The sequence below is a fragment of the Suicoccus acidiformans genome (genome assembly GCF_003546865.1).
Classification (GTDB): domain Bacteria; phylum Bacillota; class Bacilli; order Lactobacillales; family Aerococcaceae; genus Suicoccus; species Suicoccus acidiformans.
The window spans coordinates 894,155-919,959 of the sequence record NZ_CP023434.1; the positions used below are offsets into that span (position 1 = coordinate 894,155).

Sequence of the window (25,805 nt, forward strand, 5' to 3'; positions counted from 1 at the left end):
CCGAAATTGCCATGTCTATCAATTTGATGGGAGGCTATTATGTATATAGTTATCAAAAGGATTATCGATTTTCTATTATCGTTGTTGGCGCTCATTATTCTAAGTCCAGTATTTCTCATTCTGGCCATTTGGATTAAATTCGATTCGCCCGGACCAATCTTCTTCAAACAAAAAAGGGTTGGCATTGACAAAAAACATTTCCAAATATACAAATTCCGAACGATGCGCATTGACACGCCCGATGATGTACCTACGCATCAATTGAGCGACCCAGCAGCCTTTATCACCAAGTCAGGAAACTTCCTTCGTCGAACGAGCCTTGACGAGTTACCACAACTATTGAACATCATTAAAGGTGACATGGCTATTATCGGTCCAAGACCCGCCCTATGGAATCAATATGATCTCATTGAAGAGCGCGACAAATACGGTGCGAACGATGTCCTCCCTGGATTAACCGGCTGGGCTCAAATTAATGGCCGCGATGAGCTGCCAATTCCGGTTAAGGCAAGACTAGACGGTGAATATATTGAACAAATGGGTCCTGTGATGGATTTGAAGTGCTTCTTCGGCACCATTGTGAGTGTATTTAAGAGTGATGGGGTTATGGAAGGTGGCACGGGGATGATGGAGAAGAGGAATGAGAGTCGAGACGAGATGTAACTCTTTATTGCTAATAAAACAAGATATGAGGTGACTAGAAGTATTGGCTGATATAACAGTTGTCGTATTAACTAAGAATGAAGAAATTAATATAACCGATTGTCTAGAGTCACTGAATAATTTTGCAAAACGGGTAGTTGTCGTTGATAGTGGTAGTGAAGATCGGACGGTTGAAATTGCTAAGGAATTTGGAGCAGACGTCTTTAGCCATCCATTCGTGAACTATGCCACTCAATTTAATTGGGCCCTGGATAATACAAATATTTCCACGAAATGGACGATGCGATTGGATGCGGATGAACGACTTACACCAGCTTTAATCGATGAGTTAGAGTCATTGATGAATGAACACGAGCATGATGATGTAAATGGGATCACAATGGAAGCATGGCTATATTTCATGGGCAAAAGATTAAAGTATGGAGGCCCTCAAAAGCGCAAGTTAATGGTCTTTAAAACTGGTATTGGTCGAATAGAAGATCGAGAAATGGATGAACACACCTACTTAACAGAAGGAACCTCAGTATCAGCAAAAGAAAAATTTCTTCATTATGATTTTAAGAACCTTACCTTCTTTATTGATAAAATGAATTGGTACGCTTCAAGAGAAGTTAAAGATTATTTCGATTACATCAATCATAAGAATGAAGATGATAATCTAAATGATACAACAATATCAAACACAAGAAGGAAAAAGTTTGGCATCTATTATAAGCTCCCTAAATTTGTGCGTAGCTGGTTATTGTTCATCTACGTATATATTTTTAGGTTAGGTTTTTTAGATGGAAAAGAAGGCTATATTTATCATTATATGTATAGTCGATGGTATAGATTATTGGTAGATGCGAAAATACATGAGGAAGAAAAGTTGTTGAAAAGAGGATGGTCGAAATGAATATTTTAATGATTTCTACTGTGAACTTTGGAGTAAATGGTATAAGTAAAGTGATTTTACAGTATCAAAAATATATTGATTCCGAAAAATATAAATATGATTTTATTTTCCCTAATAGTATATCAAGCGAATTAAAGGAAAGTTTATTTGAGAAATCAAGTGTATATCATGTCCCAAATAGGATAAGGAATCCATTGAAATATTATAAAGAAATACATAAAATTATGAAAGATAAGCATTATGATGCTGTTCATGTTCATGGTAATAGCACGACCATGGCGTTAGAACTGTTAGCTGCAAAAAAAGCTGGTATCGAGAAATTAATAAGTCATGGACATAATTCTTTTACTAAATATCCTATTATCCATAAAGTATTTAAACCGATGTTTGACTCATTGTATACTACTGGTTTAACGTGTTCTAATAAAGCAGGTGAAAGCCTATATGGATTAGATTATATAGTTATAGAGAACGGAATTGACATTAAAGCATATAGATACGATGAAAATATAAGAAAAGAATACAGAGAGAATATTGGGTATTCAAGAAATCATTTAGTAATTGGAAATATAGGAAGACTTTCAGAACAAAAGAATCACGAGTTTTTAATCGATTTAATGCCTAGTTTACTTGATTATAATGATGATTTTCGGTTGATGATTGTCGGTGATGGTCATTTGAAAAATAAACTAGAGAGTAAAGTTAGGGAATTGGAATTACAAAAACATGTAATTTTTTTAGGAGAGAGAAAGGATATATCAAATTTACTTTCGGCTATAGATGTAATGGTTATGCCCTCATTGTATGAAGGTTTACCGATAACCTTAATTGAGGGCCAAGCTTCAGGACTTTCTTGTATAGCATCTACTAATATAACTAGAGAAGCTAATGTTTCAGGTGAAGTATTATATTGCAATCTTAATAACCCAAATGAGTTTATTGAAGCAATAAATTATTCATTAAAAAATAATAGTCAAAAGGATAGAGTTATAATGAATGAAATGTTAATGGACTCTAACTATTCAATAATTAACTCAATTAATAAGCTACAAGATATTTATCAACAATAGGCTTCTGGAAGAACTAAATCTTTCACTATGAATTATTAACGGCTTTTGTTTATTAAAAATGTTTGAAACATTTATACTGATTATTTGCTATTCTAGAGCATAAAGAAATTAATGATGAAACTTGAAAATTAGGGGCGTAATAGATGAAAAATAATAAAGTAAGTGTGGTTATTCCTACCTATAAAAGGGAGCCTCAACTAATAGAAAGAGCAATATTCAGTGTATTAAATCAGACCTATACTGATTTAGAAGTAATCATTGTAGATGATAGTCCTGACTCCTATGAGGTGAGAGATGAGGTTAAAGCTTACGTTACAGGCATAAATGATCAGAGAGTTAGATATGTTCAACATAAAGAGAACATGGGTGCGAATAAGGCGAGAAACACGGGTGTGAGAAATGCTTCTGGAGATTTTGTTGCTTTCCTAGATGATGACGACGAATGGCTACCTTATAAATTAGAAAAACAAATTAAAGCATTTAATAAGGAGGAAGTCGCCTTAGTTTATTGTGAAGCAGTTGAGGTTTACGAAGAGACTGGAAAAGTAGTTAAAATCATTAATGAATTACATTCAGGTCGGCACTATAAAAGATTATTAAAACAAAATTTTATTGGTTCAAATTCATTCGTTGTGGTAAAGACAGATGTTTTTAAAGAAATTGGAATGTACGACGAGAATCTTTTGTCCAATCAAGATTATGATTTATTTTTAAGAATAGCAAAGAATTATGAAATAAATTATGTCGATGAAGTTCTTGTTAAGTATCATATTCATACCGGGGAGAGAATTTCTACCAATAGTACAAAATTGTTACAGGGACGAATGGCTTTATATGAAAAGTATAAAGAAGACATTGAAGCCGACTCAGAACTCTCTAAAATCTGGCAGATAAAAAGTGTGCCGTTATATTATGGATATGGAGAAAAAGGAAAAGCGTTAAAAATATTCTTTAAATTATTAATAAAGGATCCATTTTATGTCTTAAATTACCTGAAAGGGACCCTAAATTATATGAGAAAGAAAAAGGTAGCTTATGGAGAATAAAAAACACTGGCTAACTATTCATAATACTTCGATTTAGCAAAGAAAGCAATATTAGAGTATGGCTACCCTATTCATATGACACACCAACGAAATATTAATAAGTCCATCATTTATTGAAACCCTTTTTTAGTGTTTTTTTACAAAGTAGTCTGCTTGTGAAGTTAGTAGACGATTTTTTGAGAAATCAATTTTTGAAATAATACTATTTGTTATTAAGACTCAGAGATTTAATTTTAATTTATAAGGGTGAATAACAGATAAAGCCCATATAATTGTGTAAAAGATAAAAGGCCATGTAACAGCCCTTTTACGGTACAATGTTTTTAACCACAAAAACATACCCAGGAGGACGTTACATGACCCAAGTACATTTCACACTGAACAACGAAGAGGTTCAAAGTATTATTGAACATTCGGTAAAAGATGAAGTTTCTAAAAATATTTTGACCACTGTTTTCAACCAATTGATGGAAAATCAACGAACAGAATATATTCAAGCCGATGACGATGAACGTTCAGAAAGTCGTCAGAGTCAAAGAAATGGCTATTATGAGCGAGACTTTACGACTCGTGTGGGCACACTCGAATTAAAAGTGCCTAGAACACGTGATGGTGAATTTTCACCGACGGTGTTTGAGCGTTATCAGCGAAATGAAAAGGCACTGCTCGCTTCAATGCTTGAGATGTATGTTTCAGGCGTTTCGACACGTAAAGTTTCAAAGATTGTTGAAGAGCTATGTGGAAAAAACGGTATCGAAATCTTTTGTTTCTAGCCTGACTGAGCAGTTAGACCCGATGGTCAACGAATGGCAGAACCGTTCACTCTCAGGTACGAGTTATCCTTATCTGATGACTGATGTTCTCTACATAAAAGTCCGTGAGGACCATCGAGTACTTTCTAAAAGCTGCCATATTGCGATCGGGATAACAGAAGGTGGTGATCGTGAAATCACTTTCTTCATGATCCAAAAATAAAGAAAGTGATGACATATGGTCCATCTTCTTTGAATACTTAAAAGAACGCGGTCTACAGGGGACAGAACTCATCATTTCTGCTGCCCATAAAGGCCTAGTGTCTGCAATTTGTAAGTCATATACCAACGCAAGTTGGCAGAGATGCCAGGTCCATTTTTTAAGAAACATCTTCAGTTCCATTCCAAAAAAGAATTCAAAACCGTTTAGAGAAGCAGTAAAAGCGATCTTTAAGTTTACGGATATTGAACTCGCTCGAACAGTTAAGAATGCCTTAGTCGGTGAATATATCGACCAGTCTAAATATACAAAAGCTTGCGAACCATTGGATAATGGCTTCGAAGATGCCTTTCAATACACAGTTATCGGAAATGGTCACAATCGGCTAAAAAGCACCAACCTTCTTGAACGACTGAACCAGGAAGTCTGCAGAAGAGAAAAGATTATTCGGATTTTTCCCAACCGAACGTCTGCCAATCGATTAATTGGAGCTGTCCTTATGGACCTTCATGACGAATGGCTCAGTTCTACAATAAAATATATTAAGTTTGATCAATGAGAGACCGGTGAAACATTGTATAGTATTTTACACAGGATTATGGACTTGACTTGAAAAAGGGTCTAAGATTCATGTTTTAAAGAATAGAAATTCTAATCCTATTTTATATATGCGAGATTTAAACCAAATAATTCATGATAATAATTATGATATAATACATATTCACGGTAACAGTCGAACATTGACTACAGAACTATATGTATGTAAAAGAAATAAAATAGAAAAAAGGGTTGTTCATGCACACAGTTCATCGACCAAACACCCTTTATTACATAAAGGATTAAAAAAACCATTCGAGAGTTTGACTCAATATAATTTGTCCGTGAGCAAAGAGGCTGGTAAATTTCTATTTGATCAACAATGTTATCAAATTTTGCCTAATGGTATTAATGTCAAAAACTATAAATATAATGAAAATAAAAGAAAGAGTTTAAGGAAAAAATATCAGATAAAAGATAATGAGATTGTTATTGGACATGTAGGTGAATTGAACAAAAATAAAAATCAACAGTATCTTATTAATCTTATAGAGATATTATCAAAAGAAGATTATAGGTTAATATTAATAGGAGAAGGTGAGGATAGAGATTTTCTTGAAATGGAAATTTCTAAAAAAGGCCTCGACAAAAAAGTTAAATTATTAGGGAAATTAGACAACGTTTATGATTGGTTAAACGTTTTTGATTTATTTGTATTTCCATCTCTAACAGAAGGATTAACTTTAGCTGTTTTAGAGGCTCAGGCTAACGGTTTAAAATGCTATGTTTCAGATACAATATCAGAAGAAGTAAATGTTACTCAAACATTAGAAATTTTTAACTTGTCTGATTCTATTGATGTGTTAGCTAATAAAATTAGAACCAATAAAAGAGCGAAAGTGCGGTCACATGTTAAAAAATGTATAAAAAAGTTTTTGAATCAGACTTTAACATAGATAATTCAATAAAAAAATTAGAGAGATATTATGAAAAATTGAGGATGGATGAGTAATGGCAGATACACCGTTAGTTAGCGTGGTTATACCCACGTATAAAAGGTCACCAGAATTAATAAAGAGAAGTATACAAAGTGTGTTAAATCAAACATATAGAAATTTAGAGCTAATAATTGTGGATGATAGCCTAGTGATTTTATTGTTCGGGACAAGGTAGCAAATTTCGTGAATGAATTAGAGGATGATAGAGTTGTATATATTCGTCATGAAGAAAATAAAGGAGCGAATATAGCTAGAAATACTGGAATAAAGTTTCTAAAGGAAAATACTTGGCTTTTCTAGATGATGATGAGTGGTTTCTTGAAAAACTTGAAAAACAAGTTCAAAAAATTTTAAATAAAAATGTTGGATTAGTTTATTGCAAAGCAATTGAGATTAATGAAACAACCGGAAAAACCACTCAAATTATTAATGAAATGCATAAAGGAAGTCAATATAGAAGATTATTAAAGCAAAATTTTATTGGGTCTAATTCATATATTCTAATAAGTAGAGAAGCTATCGAAAAAGTTGGATATTATGATGAAAATTTACCTTCTCATCAGGATTACGATTTGTTTTTAAGGATTTCAAAAGAATTTAAAATAGACAATGTTCCAGAACCTTAAGTTAAATATTATGTTCATGATGGAGAGAGGATATCTACTAATCCAGAAAAAGTATATAGAGGTAGACTTAGTTTGCATAAAAAATTGCGGATGACATTGAATCTGATCCTGAATTAAGCTTGATTTGGAAGATAAAAAGTGTACCATTACTTTATAATATTGGAAAAAGAAAAGAAGCGATTCATCAATTTTTTTCAGCTTTAAGTAGTAATCCTTTTTATACACTTAATTATCTTCGTGGAACTTTAAATTATATCATAAAGAAAAGAAGCGGATGATTTAAATGAAAAACAACAATAAATTTAAAAAAATAAACAGAACAAGTGATTTATACATAGCTATTGCATTGACTATATCGATGTTTTTATTATTATTTTTCCCTCAAAATGTATATTTTAATTTGCTGTTTATTATAGTTGTTTTTTTGCTATATATTTTGTTTAATTTACCTAATTTTAAAATTAATTTAAATGCATCAATATTTTCTTTATTATTGTTCATTATAATATCTATTTTCGGGTTGTTAATGGGAAGCAGTCCTGCTGATGGAGCAAATACTTTTATTTTACAACTTTGTGTAGTCTTTCTAGTTCAAATATCTTTAACTGGTAATATAGTGAATTTTTCTTATATAAAAAATGGATTTTTATTTCTATGTATACTCATAATAATAGGCAATATAATTCAAATCATAAATCCGGAATTCTTAATAACAATTAACCAAATGCATTTACATGATTATTTTTTAAATTCTACGACTCAATATATTAGGGAAGGACGCTTAAATAGTTTCACTTTCAATACTGGTGTTAATGCATTTTTTATTATGATTTTGTTATTTGCTATTTTGAATAATATGTTAGCTAGTAAAAAAACTTCTAGGAAAATTATATATGCATTTTTTTCTTTGTTTTTATTGTATTTACTAATTGGTACACACCGTAGGACTCATCTGATAGCCTTTGTAATTGTTTTCGCTATATCCATGATTCTACATTACAAATTTAGTTTTAAAAGTTTTTTCAAGATATTATTTTTTATAGGTTTATTTATTATTCTTTTTCTAAATACAGAGATTGGTCAAGCTATGATTCAAAGGATATTACTAAATAACGATATTAATGATATTACTACCGGAAGATGGCCAGTATATAAACAAATGTGGTCAGATTTCTTAAGTAAACCTTTATTGGGTCATGGGACTTATACTACAAGTCAAAATATTTATTTATCTTTTGGACATAATATTTATTTGCAGGTTTTAAGAGAAAATGGAATCATTGGCTTCTTAGCGTTTTTATCATATTTAATTATTAATTTATATTACTCAACAAGAATCTTTTTTATTAACACTACTAAGAGATTAAGAAAAGAGAATCTATTGTTATTTCAAATACAGTTATCTTTTATTATAATTGGGGTTTCAGAAAATCCACTATATGAACTCTACACACTTTTAACATATGTAATCGTTGTTTCTGTAATGTATACAATGATATCTAAGAAAAATATGATTAGCTCAGAATCTAGCTTAGAAGTTTAATTTAATAATAAACTTCTAAGCTGAATGTTTCTAGATATTTAGGAAATATTGATATCTTTTCAATCAATTACTTTTTCTTCCTAGGTTCAATTGACTTTATTATCGGATTTATATAATCCATTACATGCGCTATTTGCAATATGAATTTATAGGAACATATCGGTTTTGGTAAGCATCATTGGTTATCGACTCAGTGCTAATAAAATGATTAAAAAAGTTTCTTTAAAATAAAGATTAATACCTTAAAAGGAGAATTGCAATGAGTAAACATGCATTTTTAATTTTGGCTCATCGTCAGGATGAAACCCTCCGTACTTTATTAGATATGCTTGACGACACTAGAAATGATATTTTTCTACATTTTGATAAAAAGTCTGGGCCACCCTCTTCTTCTTTTTATAGTATGAAATGGAGTAATATCGAAATATATAATACTATTACTGTAAATTGGGGGGGATACAGTCAAATTGAGGCTGAATTATTTCTATTGAAGCAAGCGACAAGCAAGAAAAACTACGAATATTACCATTTGTTATCAGGGCAGGATTTGCCTATACAAACACAGGATTACATCCATGCTTTTTTCAAAAAAAATAGTGGTAAAGAGTTTGTTAACCTCAATCTTGATAACTTCATCTATGATGAAAGAGTGAGATATTATCATTTCTTTCAAGAAGGGCTTGGAAAGGCGAAGATTACTGTTCCTCATGTTTTAAATAAATTACAACGTTTAATTCAAAAAGTCGTTGGAATTCATCGTAATGAGAAAATCATTTTTCGATCTGGATCTCAATGGTTTAGTATTACCAATGAATTAGCTAAGTTTGTTATTGAAAATGAGAGTTGGATTGAAAAAACTTTTAAAAATACTCTTTGTGGCGACGAAATTTTTTTGCAAACAATTGTTATTAATTCTGATTTTAAAAATAATTTATTTTTTCCTGATCAACCAATAGTAAGTAACAATTTGAGATTCATTGAATGGGAAAATAATAAACAACCAAGTCCACGGACATTCACATCTGATGATTTCGAAAAATTAAAGAATTCAAATATGCTATTTGCGAGAAAATTTGATTATAATTATCAATCTGAAGTAATACAATTAATTAATAAAGAGTATTCATAAAGAATATTTTGGTGTCTTTTTTAAACTTCTTAAACTATTAACAGAAAAGGTGTCTGAATGAGCAATGAATTGTTATTATCAATAATTGTACCGATATTCAATACTGAACATTATTTGGCTGAGTGTTTGGATAGTTTATTAAGCCAAGGGATTACTGATTATGAAATCATTTGTATTAATGATGGCTCAACTGATAATAGTTTAGAAATATTGGAAAAATATTCGGAATGCTATCCCTTTATCAGAGTTTTTAATCAATGTAATAAGGGACTCAGCGTAACACGAAATCGTGGAATTAATTTAGCTAAAGGGAAATATATATATTTTATGGATAGTGATGATGTTTTAGAGGAAAACTCCCTTATCTATATCATCGATCAAATGGAACAAAAAAATCTTGACTTATATGTTTTTGATGCAGAAAGTTTTTTGGATGATTCTGTTAAAGAAGATTTGGAAATAATACGATATGATAAGAGCCAATCATATGGAATCTATGAGACAGGAGTTTGCCTTTTTGAAGAGTTAGTCAAAGATAGAGTTTTTAGTCCATCTGCTTGTCTGTATATCATTCGCAGGGGCGTTTTAATAAATACCAAACTTCATTTTATTGAAGATATTTTGCATGAAGATGAAGCTTTTACAGTCGAAGCTTTTTTGTTTTCAGCAAGGTCTATGCATGAAAATAAATTTTTCTTCAAGCGAAGAATTCGTTCAGATTCTATTATGACGAGAAAGCGAACCGTTAAAAATTTTGAGGGTTATTACGCGGTTTTTAAGAGGTTGAATCAATATAAGTCTTATTCCATTGGCGTGCGAAAAAGAATCGCTATTATTTATAATTCTATGGTTGACATCTACCTTGAACTGAATAATTTCGAGCAAAATAATGTTTATCTTCAGTATGTTGATGCGGTAAATCAAGCTAAGGAAAACAGATATTATACTTTGACTACATGGTTAAAGCATAAGAATAGTATAACTAGATGGGTTTATGAAATACTCATATTTTTAAAAAATAAGCTAATGAACTAACTCAGCTTTGGGGAGGATATTCTTGAAAAATTTAAAGGAAGGCATTATCTATAACGCCATTGGTAAGTATTCTAATGTTATCATTACGTTTTTAGTTCAGGTAATTCTATCCCGATTATTAGCACCTGATGAATTTGGGATAATAGCTGTTGTCAATGTTTTTTTGGTTTTCTTTCAACTGCTTTCAGACTTTGGGATAGGCCCTGCCATTATTCAAAGAAAAGATATTGATGATAATGAAGTTAACCAGATCTTTTCTTTTTCTGTTTATTTTTCTTTGTTCCTAACCCTCGTATTTACTTTGTTAGCTTATCCAATTAGTAGATTTTATAGAAACCCTGAATTAGTTTCTGTAGTCCCTGTCATGTCTTTGGCTTTATTATTCAATAGTCTTTGTATGGTTCCGCAGAATCTTTTGCTTAAGGAAAAACATTTTAAGTTAGTAAATATGGTGCAAATCATTGGAAGTGCTACCAATGGACTTGTCTCAGTTTTACTAGCTTTTAGAGGGTTTTCGTATTATTCTATTATCTTAGGAAACATTTCTAGAGCTTTTTTTCAATGGTTTTTTTATATGTACCATACTCGTTTAAAGTTTTACTTTCGCTTTTCAGTGGCTCCTTTAAAAAAGATTTATAAATTTGCTCGAAATCAGTTTGGTTTTAATGTCATTAATTATTTTTCAAGGAATTTAGATAGTATTTTAATTGGTCGCTATATGTCGGCAGGGCAGCTTGGCTATTATGATAAGGCCTATCAATTATCCTTGTACCCTAATACGATATTTACAAGTGTTATCACTTCAGCCATCCAGCCAATTTTTTCAGAATTTCAAGATAATTTAAAAGCTATAAAAGATGGTTATCTAAATATTGCTAAAGCTTTAGCTAATTTTGGAGTACCTCTAACTGTTTTCTTGTGGTTTACTAGTGAAGATATTATTCTTTTTCTCTATGGAGATCAGTGGCAACCAAGTGTTTTAGCTTTTAAAATACTAAGCTTGTCGGTTTGGATTCAAATGTTGCAATCTAGTACAGGTGCCTTCTTTCAATCTGCTAATCGGACGGATTTATTATTAACTTCAGGTATACTATCAACGCTCTTAAATATAATAGCTATTGTTATTGGAATAAGTCGGGGGAGTATTTATTGGGTGGCGATTATGATCGTCATTAGCTTTTCGATGAATTTTTTACAAACTAATTATTTACTTTTGAATAAGACATTTGGCGGGTCGTTATTAGAGGCTTTCAAAGTTTTAGTTAAGCCAACTATTATGGGAATAGTGACTTTATTTTTCTTGATACTATTACCGATAAATAATTATAGCCCTTTTATTAATCTTATCTTTAAAGGAATAGCCTTCCTCCTATCTTTGATCTTAGGGCTTCTGATTACCAATCAAATGAAGGAGTTGTTGATTCTATTAAAAAGATAAATCATGACCACGAATAAAAATTGATTTTTCGATAAATTAGCTTATTTACAAAGTAAACTTCCTTGTATCCATTGGAAATCTTTTGGCTCTTTGTCAAATAGGGATAATGAGAGATCAGGCAAATTGATATGCTCCCCCTAAAGTAGACACTTAAAAAAGTGAATCTACTTTATACTGACCCCCAAAAGTTAGACCAAAAAATCTAACTTTTGGGGGTATTTTTATGACCAAGTATAGTTTAGAAACGAAACTTCAAATTGTTACTGACTACGAAGCTGGAAAAGGCGGATTTAGGACTTTAGCGAAAAAATATCAAATCGCTCAGTCAATAGTGAAACGATGGATCCATAATTATCAAGATTTCGGCTTAGAAGGCCTTCAAGTTAAGTCAACAAGACAGTCTTATCCTTTAGAAACCAAGCTATATGCGATAGAATTGTACTTAACTACAGAGTTAAGCTATCGCGAAGTCGGTGTCCAATTAGGGATCAATAATCCAAGCTTAATCGCAAATTGGATGCGAGCCTTTAAGGAAGACGGTATTGATGGCTTATCTAGACCAATAGGGAGGCCAACTACCATGTCTAATTCACAGAAAAAGAATCCACAAAATCCCAAAAAGACGCCTTTACCGAGTGATCCAGATGCCTTAAAGGAAATCATTAAAGAACAAGAAGAACGCATTCAAATGCTAGATATTGAGAATAAATTTTTAAAGGAATTGAGGAGGTTGCGGGAAGCAGACAAGCGGCAACACGACAACAAGAAGTGATGGCCATCCGTAATCTCCATGAGTCTACAGAGTATTCTTTGACGCTGATACTGAAGACTTTAGATTTTCCTAAGGCAACCTATTATTATCAATTAGAGTGTTTGAATAGACCCAATAAAGACGAAGCATTAAAAGAAGAAATTCTTGATATTCGTCAAGCACATGAAAACTACGGTTATCGCCGTGTTCATGCGGAGTTACGTCGTCGTGGTTATACCGTCAATAAGAAAAAAGTTCAACGATTGATGAAAGAAATGAATCTACAAGTGACCTCATTTACTCGAAAATCACGGAAATACAACTCCTATCAAGGTGATATTGGTGAGAAAGCACCTAACCGCTTAAATCGTAGATTTACAAGTTCTATTCCACACCAAAAAATTGTGACGGATACAACGGAGTTCCATTATTATGAAGCTGATGATTCAGGACAGTATCAATTGAAAAAGTTGTATTTAGATCCCTTTATTGACTTGTTTAATCTGGAAGTCATTAGCTATAAAATCTCAAAACAACCTAATAAGGAAAGTATGATGGAAGCCTTCGAAGAAGCCGTTGAAGCTACAAAAGATTGCCAATTTAGACGAACCTTTCATTCGGACCAAGGCTGGGCTTATCAAATGAACGACTATCAACAATTATTGAAAGATCATCAGATTTTCCAGAGTATGTCCCGAAAGGGAAATTGTTTAGATAATGCGCCGATGGAGAACTTCTTCGGCATCATGAAACAAGAAATGTTTTATGGGAAAGTTTATCGTAGCCGTAGGGAACTGGAACAAGCTATCCACGACTATATTCGTTACTACAATGAAGATAGGATTAAAGAGAAATTAGGCTATTTAAGTCCTGTTGAATACAGACAACAACAATTACTTTTAAGTGCCTAAACATGTCGCAAATCACCTAACCTCAATGGTTTCACAAACCATCCAGACTTATCAAGAGCCGCTTCGCTCTTCCTCTTGACAAGCTTGGATGTCTGATGAGATGTTTTGGTTAGGTCAATTAGCAGCTTCTCTGTTCTTGCGAAATCGGTCACCTTGAAGCAACTTAAGTTTTATATCTTTATTGAATCTTTCAGAAACACAAAAAAGAGCTACCCATTATTGGGGTAACTCTTCATAAAATCTAGTCTAACTTTTTGGGGTCAGTATAGGGGCTGGGTCTTTTTTGCCTGGAGGGGATATAAATACCGCTGTGGATGTTAGATTAGACGAATCCCTAGCGGTATAGATTTAGTATTCAGAATTAATTAGCGCTGGCTGGAGAAGGCGGGGGTACTATTTGTATGATTTATTTGAATAGTGTATACTTTTAATACTTAATATCTTAATTACTTGCCAGGTAAGTGCGATCCAAGTTAATATTTTAATTTGGATTTTTTCCCGCAGAAGCGGGGGTTGGTTAGTTTCAACGCTATCCTAGGCTGTATCAACTAAGTTCATAAATAAAATTTATAACAGGGTAAATGAGGAGAGGCTATGGAGAAGATCATTTCAAAACTCTGGGCAAAGAAAAAAGAAGAAAACGGACAGTTTAAATGGTTGTCATTAACGCAGCATCTTTGGGACACCCAGAACATCATTGTTTATTTGTGGGATCATTGGTTGAGTGAAGCACAAAGGCAGATTGTCATTCAATCTTTAGCAGTGCCGGCCCCTGAGATTGCTCGTAATTTAGCACGTTTTTTAGGTGCGATCCACGATAATGGTAAGGCGACGCCAGTTTTCCAGGTTAAGAAAGGGTATAATCATTCACCTGATTTAGACGCAGCATTAATTGAAAAATTAGAATTGGCTGGTTTTACAGGAATTTCCACACTGCAACTTGCTTCACCAAATGAGAGTCATCATGCATTAGCGGGAGAGAGAATTATAAGGCAGCTCGGGGTTAAGGAGGATATTGCATCCATCATTGGGGCTCACCATGGCAAACCGGTTGAACACGAAGAGAGAATCGCTCGTGAAGTTGCTTTCCCCCGCAATTATTTCCAGGCAGATTCAGTGGATCATCCGACAGCTCAAAAGTGGTTAAAGGCTCAAGAAGTGATTTTGGAGTGGGCGCTAAACATATCAGATTTTAAAGATGTGAGTGCTTTGCCCGAGGTTTCTCAGGCTGGCCAAGTTATTTTAACTGGGCTTTTAATCACAGCTGATTGGATAGCGAGTAATGAACAGTATTTCCCTTTGAAAAGTCTAACGGATGAAGACATAGACTGGTCTAATCATCGGTCTCAAACAGCCTGGAAAAAATGGTTTAAAACTTATCCTATAGATTTAAGTAATAAAACGAAGGATATTTACCAATCATTTGAGAATCGCTTTGAATTCTCTCCAAGAAATGTACAAACGGAGGTTCTGGAAATCGTTGATAGCGTTGATGAACCCGGTTTATTTATATTGGAGGCGCCCATGGGTTTGGGTAAGACAGAAACAGCTCTGATGGGGGCTGAAGTGTTAATGGATAAAACGCAGCGTTCTGGTATATTCTTTGGCTTACCAACACAAGCAACGTCCAATGGTATATTTCCGAGGATAGAGAAATGGTTAACGCGTTTAAGTGAGGAAAATAAAGAAAGTGTCCAAATTAGACTCTCGCATGGCAAAGCATCTTTGAATGAATCTTTTGCGGGCTTAGCAAGAAATATTGATGATGATGGAGAGGGACAAGTCTTTGTGAATGAGTGGTTCGCAGGTCGTAAAACTGCTGCACTTGATGATTTTGTGGTAGGAACCGTTGATCAGTGTCTCATGCTGGCTTTGAAGCAGAAGCATTTAATGCTTCGCCATTTAGGCTTTAGTAAGAAAGTCGTCATTTTAGATGAAGTGCATGCTTATGATGCCTATACAAATCAATATTTAAGTCAAGCCTTGAAATGGTTGGCTTATTATGATGTGCCGGTCATTGTTTTATCCGCAACGCTACCAGCCCAAACTCGGGTGCAATTAGTGGATGCCTATCTTTGGGGCAAGGGGAGTTATTTGTCAAAGGCTTCGAAAAAGCAAATTCAAGGTGACAGCTATCCACTACTAACCTATATCGATGGCGTTAAGGTTGAACAATTTGAGGCTTTTGAAGAGATAGAGGATAAAAGAGTGCAAGTGAAGTCTCTTTCGGACGATCAACTTGACGCAACGTTACAGTCCTTACTCCATTTAGGAGCTGTCGTTGGTGTGGTTGTTAATACCGTTAAGAAGGCACAGGAATTGGCTGCGGATTGTGTGCGTCAATTTGGCCAAGATAAGGTATGTTTACTTCACTCTAGTTTTATTGCTACGGATCGGGCGAAGCTAGAAGCAGATTTGATTGAAATGATTGGGAAGGATGGGCAACGTCCCAAAGGGCAAATTATTATTGGAACACAGGTATTAGAACAGTCTTTGGATATAGATTTTGATGTGTTAATTACAGATTTAGCCCCCATGGACTTGTTGATTCAGAGGATTGGACGACTGCATCGTCATCTTATTCCTCGCCCCAATGGTTTAGAAAAACCGGTCACCTATGTTTTAGGAATGGGTGATTCTTTTGACTTTGACAAGGGTAGTTCAGCGGTATATGGTGAATATTTATTGATGCGGACGCAGTGCTTGCTTCCAGAATCTATAAACATCCCTTCTGATATATCGCCGCTCGTACAACAAGTATATAGCGACAATGATGAGATTACCCTGGATAAGGATTTAGAGGAAAAATATCTGCAAGCCAAGCAATGCTTTGAAACCGAGTTAAAGATCAAGAAAAGTAAAGCGAATACCTATTTATTATCAGATCCTCAATTTGAAGATCTTCATGTTGGTCAGCAATCGCTTATTGGCTGGTTAAAAGGGCCTAGTCAAGATGTGAGTGATGAGAAATCATATGCCCAGGTAAGGGACATTCAAGAAAGCATTGAAATTATTGCTGTTCGTAAATTATTTGAGGGTTATACATTTTTTGGTGAGGATATAGACATATCACATCAGATCGAAGAATTTACTGTCGGGAAACGACTAGCGAATGAAACAATCAAATTGCCCATGGCTCTGACACAAAGGTGGAACATCGATACAACTATCGAGGAACTAGAAATATACAACAAGAAGTATTTGGCTAATTGGCAAGATCAAGCTTGGCTTAGAGGGAAATTAGGCCTTATCTTTGATGAAGAGGGCGAATGTACTTTGAATGGATATCGTTTGAAATATGATGCCTTCTATGGATTAATGTATGAAAGGGAGGAGCAAAGTGAGTCGATTTAATTTAATTGATGAACCGTGGATTTCGGTAATGGTTAATTTAAGTGGGGAGACCAAAGAAGTTTCTTTAAAAGAATTATTTACGAACGCTCACCAATATGTTCAACTAGCAGGAGACACTAAAACACAAGACTTCGCGGTCTTTCGGGTGTTATTAGCTATTTTACATACTGTCTTCTCAAGAGTAGATGCTGACGGTGAAGCATATGAGTACGTAACTTTAGATGACAACTTTCGAGTGGTTGATATTGAAGAAAATCCTCGCGTCAAACTCATGTATGAAAAAGAATTAATGGATACTTGGCAAGAACTATGGAATTCTGGGCGTTTCCCTGAAATTATTAATCTGTATTTACAACAATGGCATGAACGATTTTATCTATTTGATGAGATGTATCCTTTCTATCAGGTTACAGAACAAGTCGTATCAGCAGATAATATTAATAAAGCGAGGCCAAGCGTTATCTCAGGAAAGAATATTAATCGCCAAATTTCAGAGAGCGGGAACAAAACAGCTTTGTTCTCACCCAAATATAGTGCTAAAAACAATAAAGAAAAATTAACGGAAGCAGAAATTGCCAGGTGGTTAATAACATTTCAAGGATATACAGGTTTATCTGATAAAGTTATTTTCGGTAAGGAAAAGTATGATGTATCCAATTCAAAGGGCTGGCTTTTTGACTTGGGAGGTATTTATCTTGAAGGCGACAATTTATTTGAGACATTATTATTAAACCTGGTTCTAAACCATCCTGTCGATGAATATAAAAGCCTTCAGCAAAAACCTGCTTGGGAATTTTCTGGTGAAGAAGTCGTAAACAGACTTTTGAAGCAGGAGCCTGTAAGAAACTTAGCAGAATTATACACAAATTGGAGCCGAGCTATTTATATTGATCCAAGTACTGATATTGCTGACGCCTTTCAATTGAGTATTGTTAAGCTTCCAGAGATTAAACACCAGAATCAGTTCTTAGAGCCAATGACTCTATGGCGCTTTAACCGGACAGGGACTAATAAAGAGACCTTCACCCCCCGTAAACACACATTCCAGCAAGCAATGTGGCGGTCGTTTGGCTTAATCAGTTTACCTGATGATGATAGTGAGAATCAGCGGCGACCAAAAATTATGGATTGGTATAGAACTGTAAAGCCTTTTATAGGTGACCGGCGAGTGGTTATCAATACTGTAAGTATGCAAGATGATGGGAATGCTACCTCATGGGTGCCGACGAATGAAATTATCGATCGGATGAACGTGGAGGACTTTATTATAGATGATGATAAACCAGAGGGCTGGCTTTATCGAGTTGATAGTATCGTTAGCGAAACGCAGCAAATGATAAACATACATTATAGAAATTTCTTAAGGGATATTGTTCAGATTCGGGGCTTGGATGGAAAGAATGATTATATCCCCCAAAGTATTGCCAAAATTTACGAAGCTGTTGATCGACCTTTTAGGGAGTGGCTAGAAGGAATCGGGACAGGTGATTCCATGGACGAGAAGACTTTTGAGTGGCGAGAGACTTTATTTACAATACTGACAAATGAAACCAATCGAATTATCGATAATGCAACCTATCGCGATTATCGGGGTGTCACGATTAAAGATGGGACGCGAATTCTAAATATTGTGACAGCGCATAATCGGTTGATTTATCATTTAAGAAAAGGACTAAAGATGAAGGAGGCAGATTATGAGTGAGAATCTGGATATATATCTGATAGTCAGTCGTATACTTCGACGAATCGAATCAAATCTTGAGACGAGTTCTGGGAAAGCTATTCTGGCAAATTTGAGACATTCAGTAGGCCGTCCAATTAGTGAAAGTGTCGAAATTTGGCCGCTTGTTTTCGAAGAAATACCAGAACATTATCTGAGCAATCGTGGTGAATTGACAAAGGAGGAAAGAGCAATTATTTCGACATTACAACTCTATGCGATTCATCAGCAATCGAAACCTTTGTCCGTTAATTCATATGATAAATCGGATTCAGTTGGCAAAGCATTAAAAGCATTGCGACAAGAAGATAATCAAGTGGCCATTGATCGTAGATTTAACACAATGATTACCGCGTCCACATATGAAGAATTGATACATCATTTAAGGCAATTGATTCGATTATTACGGAATAAAGCGCCTCAACAAAGATTAAATTATGCAAGTTTAGCGAATGATTTGTATTGGTTTCAGCGAGGATATGAAGAGAGTATTCGCTTAAGATGGGGTAAGGCATATTATCGTGGTCAACAAGTAAAAGAAGATAAAGGAGAAGATTAAAATGCAGAGTAGATTATTTATGGATGTACATGTAATCCAAACATTACCACCGTCAAATATCAATCGGGATGACACGGGAAGCCCGAAGACGGCGCAATATGGTGGCGTTAGAAGAGCAAGAGTAAGTTCCCAATCATGGAAAAAAGCGATTCGTGATTACTTTAACACAAATGGGGATGCTCAGAATGTCGGGGTACGTACGCTTGAAATAGTAAGGTATGTTGCCGATAAAATCCAAAGTATCGATCCATCCATAAGTGAAGAAGCAGCAATGAAATTGGCTGATCAAACGTTTAAGACAGCAAAAGTCTCAACAAAAGACCAACGAGCTAAAGCGCTCTTCTTCTTAGGTGACACGCAAGCGGATCAGTTAGCAGAAGCAGCGATTAATGGCGTTGCAGATAAGAAGACACTACAAGAAATTCTGCGCAATAATCCTGCTGTTGATATTGCATTATTCGGACGCATGGTAGCAGACGATCCGTCTTTAAACGAGGATGCCTCTTCACAAATTGCCCATGCCATCTCTACGCATGCTGTGCAAACTGAATTTGATTTCTATACTGCAGTGGATGATTTAGCTCCAGAGGATAATGCAGGGGCAGGGATGTTGGGCACACTTGAATTCAACTCATCGACTTTATATCGATACGGCAATGTTGCTGTACATGAGCTTATGCAACAATTAGAGTCGAAAGAATCTGTCATTAATGCTTTGAAGTTATTTGTAGAGGCTTTCTCTAATTCCATGCCCACTGGAAAAGTGAATTCTTACGCTAACCAAACGATTCCTGATTTAATTCTTGTGACGCTGAGAGATGATCGGCCAGTGAATTTAGTAACAGCCTTTGAAACACCAGTAAAATCTAATCACGGTAACGTTGTAGAATCTGTCATGAAACTATTTGAAGAAGCGGATAAAGCGCATAAGTTTGTTAAAGAACCACTCACGGCTAATTATGTAAGTATGGTAGATTTAGAGGCTAACAAGATTTCTGCAAGTGAGCTGGCAAGCTTATCGACGTTGACTGAGCAGTTAGGTAATGATTTAACACAATTGATTATAGAAGATTAGGATGAGACTTATGAAAACGATTCTTCTAAAATTCGCAGGACCAATGCAAGCCTGGGGGTCAAGTTCAAGCTTTGAGACAAGAGATACGGATACCCATCCTACGAAAAGTGCTATTATCGGTTTAATCGGGGCGAGTTTAGGGTATCGGCGTGATGATGAGCTGATTCATAAGCTCAATGAACTGAAAATCGCTGTACGTGTAGATCAGCCAGGTAGACGACTTCATGATTACCATACCGCCGCCAAAACTAAGGCGAATGGTTCATTTGAACGAACGTACGTTACAAATCGATATTATCTTGAGGATGCGGTATTTATTGTAGCGATTAATCATCCAACAGATGCTTGGATAACAGAAATTGCTGAAGCTTTAAAGCATCCCTATTTCCAGGGATATTTAGGACGTCGCTCATTACCGTTGACGTATGATTATTTCTTAGGTGTCATCGATAAAGATATCATCCAAGCTATTGAAGAAATTCCCTGGCAAGCTCATAAGAGCTATCAGAAGAAACATAGTAATAAAGTAACGGTTTTTATGGATGCAGAGTTATCGAATGAGGGGCCCGTAACAATGCGAAAAGATCGTGTAAAGTCATTCTCTCAGAAAAACAGAATGTTTGATTACCGCGGTGAAGTTCGTAGATCTGTCTTTGCTCCGATTAAAACTCAGTTATCGAGTACAGAGCATGATGCTTTTGATGCTATTTAGGAGGTGAAGTCAGTGTATATTTCAAGAGTGGTAATCGATTATGAGAATCGTAGGAAAACACGTGATTTAATGCATTTGGGTGCGTATCATAATTGGGTAGAACATAGTTTTTCCGAGGAAATATCGCAAGGTGTTCGTTCCCGTAAACTTTGGCGCATAGACCGATTAGATGGCGAGTTTGTATTACTTATCATTAGCGAGGTAAAGCCAGATATTTCGAAATTAGAACGATACGGTGTACCTGGTACGGGCATGACTAAAGATTATACTATGTTTTTAAATTCTATAGAGCAGGGAATGAAAGCACGGTTCAAGATAACTTTGAATCCTGTCGTTTCAATGCCTACCGAAGGCGCTAGAAGAGGGCGTGTCGTTCCATTAGTAAATATCGAAGATCAGATGAAATTTCTAAAGGATCGAAGTGTAAAACACGGCTTTTATGTTGATGACAATGATTTCCAAATTACAGAACGTAGTTTTGAACCTTTGAAGAAGAATAATGGTCGAGACTTAAGAATCAGCCGAGTAACGTATGAAGGCAATTTAATTGTACAGGATATAGATAAATTTAGAGACCTGCTAATTAACGGTATGGGCCAGAAAAAGGCATATGGTTTTGGCTTAATGACAATTATACCGGTGAAAGAAGATGTCTGATTTCAAAGGAGCCAGAAAGACGAATATTCCAGAATTACCAAGAATTGGTGATCGCGTGTCCTTTATTTATATAGAACATGCCAAGATTAATCGTCAGGATAGTGCAATTACATTTGCCGATAGTAAAGGAATTGTGCGTTTCCCAGCCGCCATGATTGGCGTATTACTATTAGGTCCCGGAACGGACATTACTCATAGAGCCATTGAATTAATTGGAGACACTGGAACTAGTATCGTTTGGGTTGGTGAAAGAGGCGTCAGGCATTATGCTCATGGACGTTCCTTAGCACGATCAACACGCTTTCTCGAAAGACAGGCTAAACTGGTTTCTAACACACGAACAAGATTAGAAGTAGCACGTTTGATGTATCAGATGCGATTCCCGAAAGAGAATGTTTCTAAATTAACGATGCAGCAATTACGGGGGAGAGAAGGTGCTAGAATTCGTAAAGTTTATCGGCATTATTCAAAGTTATATGATGTGCCTTGGAGTGGCCGAGAATACAATCCGGATGATTTTGAGGCGAGTGATCCGATTAATCAAGCGTTATCTGCAAGCAATGTTGCTTTATATGGGGTTGTACACAGTATCGTTGTAGCTTTAGGAATGTCACCTGGCTTGGGCTTCGTTCATACCGGTCATGATTTATCTTTTGTTTATGACGTAGCTGATTTATATAAAGCAGAGTTAACAATACCTATTTCCTTTGAAATCACATCTACTATTGATGATGGCGATGATATCAGCAGATTTGCTCGATTGAAGGTAAGAGATGCAATGGTTGATGGCAAGATGATGAAGCGAATCGTTAAAGATTTACAGGCATTGCTAGACATCCCAGATGATGAAAGGCTATATATAGATACCATTAATTTGTGGGATGATAAAGATCACTTAGTAGACTATGGTGTGAATTATAGTATAGGTGAACTTTGATGCCATTGACTGTTATAACTTTGAAGAATGTTCCGCCATCTCTCAAAGGGGATTTAACTAAGTGGATGCAGGAGATATCAACAGGTGTTTATGTTGGAAATTTCAATACTAAAGTAAGAGAGCAGTTATGGCAAAGAGTTAGAGAGAGCGCTGGGGTTGGTGAAGCAACGATGAGCTACGCTACTAGAAATGAAATCGGCTATCAATTTGAAACACATAACTCGACACGTATACCGATTGATTATGACGGCATACCACTAATTATGATTCCGAAGGAATACAAGGTAGAAGAGTCAAAGCTAAACAGCGGGTTTAGTGATGCAGCCAAATTTCGCAAGGCTAAAAAGCATACCAATAAAGTTGAGAGGTCAGAATCGATGTCTTATGTTGTATTGGATATTGAAACAGACGGTTTAAACCCTAAGGAACATTCAATAATTGAGATAGCTGCAGTAAAGGTTCAGGGCGCAAATCATGCCGAATTCCATTCATTCGTAGCTTATGATAAGAAGTTACCGCCAGAAATTACCCGTTTAACTGGGATAACTGAATCAGTGCTGGAACAAGGCGAAAGAATCGATGTAGCAATCGAGTCTCTCCTTGCTTTTCTGGGAGATTTTGCTATTATAGGCTATAATATTGCTTTTGACATATCTTTCATAAACGAAGTGTTGAAGCGTTTATCGTATAAGCCACTCACTAATTCAATTTATGATATGCAGAAATACGTAAAAAGGGAGCAACCGTTTCTATCTAATTACAAGCTTGAAACGGTACTTGAAGCATATGGGATCGATAAGCATGTGCCACATCGGGCTTTGGAAGATGCTAGGTTAATCTATGAGCTTTCGACAAAAGTGAATGAATTTCACAAAAAATTCAAACTTTATTCGCTTAGCTAAGGGGATCCTTTAATGTCTTTCCCGCATACGCGGGGGTGATCCTGACTGGGTTTTTCAGCAATCCCTGAACACTGTGTCTTTCCCGCATACGCGGGGGTGATCCCGATATTTAGAACAGTAAATACATCTTTGCCCCGTCTTTCCCGCATACGCGGGGGTGATCCTCAAAGCGGTTCATCGAATCACTACCAAGGAATGTCTTTCCCGCATACGCGGGGGTGATCCCAAACAACATTGAACGAACTTACACCTATGCTCGTCTTTCCCGCATACGCGGGGGTGATCCCTATATTATATCTTAAAAAGGAAGATGACCATGGTCTTTCCCGCATACGCGGGGGTGATCCCACCACTCCTTTCTATAAAATCCTAAAGTGATTGTCTTTCCCGCATACGCGGGGGTGATCCCAAACAACATTGAACGAACTTACACCTATGCTCGTCTTTCCCGCATACGCGGGGGTGATCCCAAAAAACCATCCTGTAACGCATAACGATTTTCGTCTTTCCCGCATACGCGGGGGTGATCCCACGTTCGCCGGTCCAGTCATCGCTTGCTTTAAGTCTTTCCCGCATACGCGGGGGTGATCCTGAAAACGACTCTACTAATTTAATAGCTGTACAGTCTTTCCCGCATACGCGGGGGTGATCCAGATAAATATATTTTTGATGTTCACTGGTAAGATTTGGAAGGTGAAAACTACCAAAGACAGATAAATTTAAAGCATCGAGGTGACAAGAAATGGTAATTTCTGTTTATCAATCAGAAACTAATTCATACGAGGATATGACAGTTATAGCTTTAGTGAGGTATGTTGGAGAAAGTTTTGGTGTCGATAGCTTAACCAATGGCAAAATATACAGCGTTGTTGGAGTTGATGGAACGGATATGATTCGAGTCGTCGACGATTCTGAGGAAGATTATTTATACGAAATCATTAATCCAGCTCCTCTTGACGGTTCATCTGAAGGTGGAAAATGGGAAATTATTAAAGACTATACTGGAGAACTTAGCACTTATTTGAAATAGCACTCACTCTATTGGGAGAGAGTGCTATTTTTATGCCTTAAATTAGGAGGTGATGTAATGGTTTGGGTTTATCATCTTTATGTGGATGACCAACGGAATTTTTGTTTAGTTGGCGAGCTTGAGCCGATGATACGTCTTTATGTATCACCCGAAAAAGTTTGCAGAGTTGAGCCTCTCTTTAAAAAGCAGAAAGGTGGTGACAGGCCTTGAAGGCTGTATCTCGGTGCTACTAACGTGAAAGTGGGGGATTTAATGGACAGGCGTTTATTAGATGAATTAAAAAAAGTACGTAAAGCACTCGAAAACATAGCTAAAGCTCTTGAGAAAGCCAATCGGATGGATGAAGAATTTTATAAAAAAGAGCATGGAATCGGCTTAAAAGAATGTACTGAGCCGGAAATACCAGATGAAGTGTTGAAAGAATATATTATCTAAGTCGACTTAAGGTCGGCTATTTTTTATGTCCAATCCTGATAACATAAAAAGCTGAGGGGGGACTCTTGGTCGTCTTTCCCGCATACGCGGGGATAATCTTATAGGTTATGAGGAAATGAAGAAATTTTGTAATGTTTTACCGTGTATATCGGGTATTATTTTAAACATTTAACTTTGGATATAGGCGATAATTAGGAAAGTGGGTGTTTTTATTTTTCTTTAGTTTTACGTTGAGGTGGAATGCTCTTTGTCCAGACAAACGCGATCAATAATATTCTTCATAGGAATTGTTATGATCAGTATAGCTTTATTTTAATCTTCGAGGATGCCTTACGAGGATCAGACTTTGATTCCTATACTGCAGCGTCTTTTGCCGAACCAGCCCTTAAGTGGGTTTTTCAACAGGATTCAATTCTCATATGGAAATGAAGTCATATCAATGGAGAGTATGGGTTACTATAGTCTACTTGAGTTCTTTATTCGTAAAGGTGCACACTTTATAAATTTTGGGTTTCTGGGGTTGATGATTTACTTTTTTCTTAGACCGTATATTAACCACGCCATAATTTTATATGGTGTGGCGATTACCTTGACCTTTGGGCTGGCTTCTTTCGATGAATTACATCAAGTATCAACCCTTAATCGCTCAGGGTGTATCGAGGATGTACTTTTAGACACCTTGGGTGCAATTGTTTTTGTTTCATTGGCTCATTTTTTTATTTCTCTATTTCGGCAAAATAAGCAGACTGATTCGGATTGATATGCTCCCCCTAAAGTAGACACTTAAAAAAGTAAATCTACTTAAGGGGG

At 35.6% G+C, this 25,805-nt stretch carries 22 protein-coding genes, 3 pseudogenes and 1 CRISPR repeat array; all 25 genes and pseudogenes read left to right on the plus strand.

The window, feature by feature from the left end:
• Positions 1–39: 39 nt before the first annotated feature.
• The 25 genes and pseudogenes from CL176_RS04390 (at position 40) to CL176_RS12990 (ending at position 25,755) form a co-directional block, all read left to right on the plus strand.
• Complete coding sequence (locus tag CL176_RS04390) at positions 40–663, plus strand: sugar transferase (RefSeq protein WP_118990207.1); 624 nt, start codon at positions 40–42, stop codon at positions 661–663.
• Positions 664–706: 43 nt separating this feature from the next.
• Positions 707–1,558 (plus strand): glycosyltransferase family 2 protein, encoded by an 852-nt coding sequence (locus CL176_RS04395; RefSeq protein WP_118990208.1) that lies wholly within the window; start codon positions 707–709, stop codon positions 1,556–1,558.
• Positions 1,555–2,628, plus strand: coding sequence for a glycosyltransferase (locus CL176_RS04400; protein ID WP_162890818.1), 1,074 nt, complete (start codon positions 1,555–1,557; stop codon positions 2,626–2,628). Before CL176_RS04395 ends, CL176_RS04400 begins: the two co-directional genes overlap by 4 nt.
• Positions 2,629–2,771: 143 nt before the next feature.
• Complete coding sequence (locus tag CL176_RS04405) at positions 2,772–3,674, plus strand: glycosyltransferase family 2 protein (protein ID WP_118990210.1); 903 nt, start codon at positions 2,772–2,774, stop codon at positions 3,672–3,674.
• Positions 3,675–4,030: 356 nt separating this feature from the next.
• Positions 4,031–5,205: pseudogene (locus tag CL176_RS04410) on the plus strand (IS256 family transposase).
• Between the two features lie 67 nt (positions 5,206–5,272).
• Positions 5,273–6,139, plus strand: coding sequence for a glycosyltransferase (locus CL176_RS04415; protein ID WP_338053767.1), 867 nt, complete (start codon positions 5,273–5,275; stop codon positions 6,137–6,139).
• A 55-nt stretch (positions 6,140–6,194) separates the two neighbouring features.
• Complete coding sequence (locus CL176_RS12985; RefSeq protein ID WP_118990212.1) at positions 6,195–6,356, plus strand: glycosyltransferase; 162 nt, start codon at positions 6,195–6,197, stop codon at positions 6,354–6,356.
• Between the two features lie 8 nt (positions 6,357–6,364).
• Positions 6,365–6,807: pseudogene (locus CL176_RS12595) on the plus strand (glycosyltransferase family 2 protein).
• A 283-nt stretch (positions 6,808–7,090) separates the two neighbouring features.
• Positions 7,091–8,350, plus strand: a complete 1,260-nt coding sequence (locus CL176_RS04435; RefSeq protein ID WP_118990215.1) for an O-antigen ligase family protein — start codon at positions 7,091–7,093, stop codon at positions 8,348–8,350.
• Positions 8,351–8,609: 259 nt separating this feature from the next.
• Positions 8,610–9,479, plus strand: a complete 870-nt coding sequence (locus tag CL176_RS04440; RefSeq protein ID WP_118990216.1) for a beta-1,6-N-acetylglucosaminyltransferase — start codon at positions 8,610–8,612, stop codon at positions 9,477–9,479.
• A 57-nt stretch (positions 9,480–9,536) separates the two neighbouring features.
• Positions 9,537–10,514, plus strand: a complete 978-nt coding sequence (locus CL176_RS04445; RefSeq protein ID WP_118990217.1) for a glycosyltransferase — start codon at positions 9,537–9,539, stop codon at positions 10,512–10,514.
• Between the two features lie 22 nt (positions 10,515–10,536).
• The gene (locus tag CL176_RS04450; RefSeq protein ID WP_118990218.1) at positions 10,537–11,952 is read left to right on the plus strand and encodes a lipopolysaccharide biosynthesis protein; all 1,416 of its coding nucleotides are present in this window, start codon (positions 10,537–10,539) and stop codon (positions 11,950–11,952) included.
• Between the two features lie 223 nt (positions 11,953–12,175).
• Positions 12,176–13,614: pseudogene (locus tag CL176_RS04455) on the plus strand (IS3 family transposase).
• Between the two features lie 594 nt (positions 13,615–14,208).
• Positions 14,209–16,968 (plus strand): CRISPR-associated helicase Cas3', encoded by a 2,760-nt coding sequence (gene cas3 / locus CL176_RS04460; RefSeq protein WP_118990219.1) that lies wholly within the window; start codon positions 14,209–14,211, stop codon positions 16,966–16,968.
• Entirely contained in the window at positions 16,955–18,670 is a 1,716-nt protein-coding gene (locus CL176_RS04465) for a type I-E CRISPR-associated protein Cse1/CasA (protein ID WP_118990220.1), read from the plus strand. Before cas3 ends, CL176_RS04465 begins: the two co-directional genes overlap by 14 nt.
• A complete protein-coding gene (gene casB, locus CL176_RS04470) occupies positions 18,663–19,247 on the plus strand; it encodes a type I-E CRISPR-associated protein Cse2/CasB (protein WP_118990221.1) in 585 nt (194 codons plus the stop codon). Before CL176_RS04465 ends, casB begins: the two co-directional genes overlap by 8 nt.
• A gap of 1 nt (position 19,248) precedes the next feature.
• Positions 19,249–20,322, plus strand: coding sequence for a type I-E CRISPR-associated protein Cas7/Cse4/CasC (gene cas7e, locus CL176_RS04475; RefSeq protein ID WP_118990222.1), 1,074 nt, complete (start codon positions 19,249–19,251; stop codon positions 20,320–20,322).
• A 10-nt stretch (positions 20,323–20,332) separates the two neighbouring features.
• Positions 20,333–21,034 carry a type I-E CRISPR-associated protein Cas5/CasD gene (gene cas5e / locus CL176_RS04480; RefSeq protein ID WP_205528138.1) on the plus strand — a complete coding sequence of 234 codons (702 nt, stop codon included), beginning with the start codon at positions 20,333–20,335 and terminating at the stop codon, positions 21,032–21,034.
• A 12-nt stretch (positions 21,035–21,046) separates the two neighbouring features.
• Entirely contained in the window at positions 21,047–21,691 is a 645-nt protein-coding gene (gene cas6e, locus CL176_RS04485) for a type I-E CRISPR-associated protein Cas6/Cse3/CasE (RefSeq protein ID WP_118990224.1), read from the plus strand.
• Positions 21,684–22,628, plus strand: coding sequence for a type I-E CRISPR-associated endonuclease Cas1e (gene cas1e, locus CL176_RS04490; RefSeq protein ID WP_118990225.1), 945 nt, complete (start codon positions 21,684–21,686; stop codon positions 22,626–22,628). The genes cas6e and cas1e overlap by 8 nt, the downstream gene beginning before the upstream one ends.
• Positions 22,628–23,530, plus strand: a complete 903-nt coding sequence (gene cas2e, locus CL176_RS04495) for a type I-E CRISPR-associated endoribonuclease Cas2e (RefSeq protein ID WP_118990226.1) — start codon at positions 22,628–22,630, stop codon at positions 23,528–23,530. The genes cas1e and cas2e overlap by 1 nt, the downstream gene beginning before the upstream one ends.
• Positions 23,531–23,544: 14 nt before the next feature.
• A CRISPR array of direct repeats spans positions 23,545–24,182; the repeat unit is 28 nt; unit sequence GTCTTTCCCGCATACGCGGGGGTGATCC.
• A 90-nt stretch (positions 24,183–24,272) separates the two neighbouring features.
• Positions 24,273–24,560: a hypothetical protein gene (locus CL176_RS04500; protein WP_240430585.1), complete on the plus strand. Its 288-nt coding sequence runs from the start codon at positions 24,273–24,275 to the stop codon at positions 24,558–24,560.
• Between the two features lie 57 nt (positions 24,561–24,617).
• Positions 24,618–24,770 carry a hypothetical protein gene (locus CL176_RS12215; protein ID WP_162890821.1) on the plus strand — a complete coding sequence of 51 codons (153 nt, stop codon included), beginning with the start codon at positions 24,618–24,620 and terminating at the stop codon, positions 24,768–24,770.
• Between the two features lie 42 nt (positions 24,771–24,812).
• On the plus strand, positions 24,813–24,995 hold the full coding sequence (locus tag CL176_RS04505; RefSeq protein ID WP_118990227.1) for a hypothetical protein: 183 nt from the start codon (positions 24,813–24,815) through the stop codon (positions 24,993–24,995).
• A 325-nt stretch (positions 24,996–25,320) separates the two neighbouring features.
• The gene (locus CL176_RS12990) at positions 25,321–25,755 is read left to right on the plus strand and encodes a VanZ family protein (RefSeq protein WP_118990228.1); all 435 of its coding nucleotides are present in this window, start codon (positions 25,321–25,323) and stop codon (positions 25,753–25,755) included.
• Positions 25,756–25,805 lie beyond the last annotated feature (50 nt).

Coding starts and splice junctions, on each gene's coding strand:
- CL176_RS04440 (WP_118990216.1), top strand. CDS start 8,610: ATGAGTAAACATGCATTTTTAATTTTGGCTCATCGTCAGGATGAAACC.
- cas3 (WP_118990219.1), top strand. CDS start 14,209: ATGGAGAAGATCATTTCAAAACTCTGGGCAAAGAAAAAAGAAGAAAAC.
- CL176_RS04390 (WP_118990207.1), top strand. CDS start 40: ATGTATATAGTTATCAAAAGGATTATCGATTTTCTATTATCGTTGTTG.
- CL176_RS12985 (WP_118990212.1), top strand. CDS start 6,195: ATGGCAGATACACCGTTAGTTAGCGTGGTTATACCCACGTATAAAAGG.
- CL176_RS04500 (WP_240430585.1), top strand. CDS start 24,273: ATGGTAATTTCTGTTTATCAATCAGAAACTAATTCATACGAGGATATG.
- CL176_RS04400 (WP_162890818.1), top strand. CDS start 1,555: ATGAATATTTTAATGATTTCTACTGTGAACTTTGGAGTAAATGGTATA.
- CL176_RS12990 (WP_118990228.1), top strand. CDS start 25,321: ATGCCTTACGAGGATCAGACTTTGATTCCTATACTGCAGCGTCTTTTG.
- CL176_RS04445 (WP_118990217.1), top strand. CDS start 9,537: ATGAGCAATGAATTGTTATTATCAATAATTGTACCGATATTCAATACT.
- CL176_RS04505 (WP_118990227.1), top strand. CDS start 24,813: ATGGACAGGCGTTTATTAGATGAATTAAAAAAAGTACGTAAAGCACTC.
- cas1e (WP_118990225.1), top strand. CDS start 21,684: ATGTCTGATTTCAAAGGAGCCAGAAAGACGAATATTCCAGAATTACCA.
- cas2e (WP_118990226.1), top strand. CDS start 22,628: ATGCCATTGACTGTTATAACTTTGAAGAATGTTCCGCCATCTCTCAAA.
- CL176_RS04405 (WP_118990210.1), top strand. CDS start 2,772: ATGAAAAATAATAAAGTAAGTGTGGTTATTCCTACCTATAAAAGGGAG.
- CL176_RS04435 (WP_118990215.1), top strand. CDS start 7,091: ATGAAAAACAACAATAAATTTAAAAAAATAAACAGAACAAGTGATTTA.
- cas7e (WP_118990222.1), top strand. CDS start 19,249: ATGCAGAGTAGATTATTTATGGATGTACATGTAATCCAAACATTACCA.
- CL176_RS12215 (WP_162890821.1), top strand. CDS start 24,618: ATGGTTTGGGTTTATCATCTTTATGTGGATGACCAACGGAATTTTTGT.
- cas5e (WP_205528138.1), top strand. CDS start 20,333: ATGAAAACGATTCTTCTAAAATTCGCAGGACCAATGCAAGCCTGGGGG.
- casB (WP_118990221.1), top strand. CDS start 18,663: ATGAGTGAGAATCTGGATATATATCTGATAGTCAGTCGTATACTTCGA.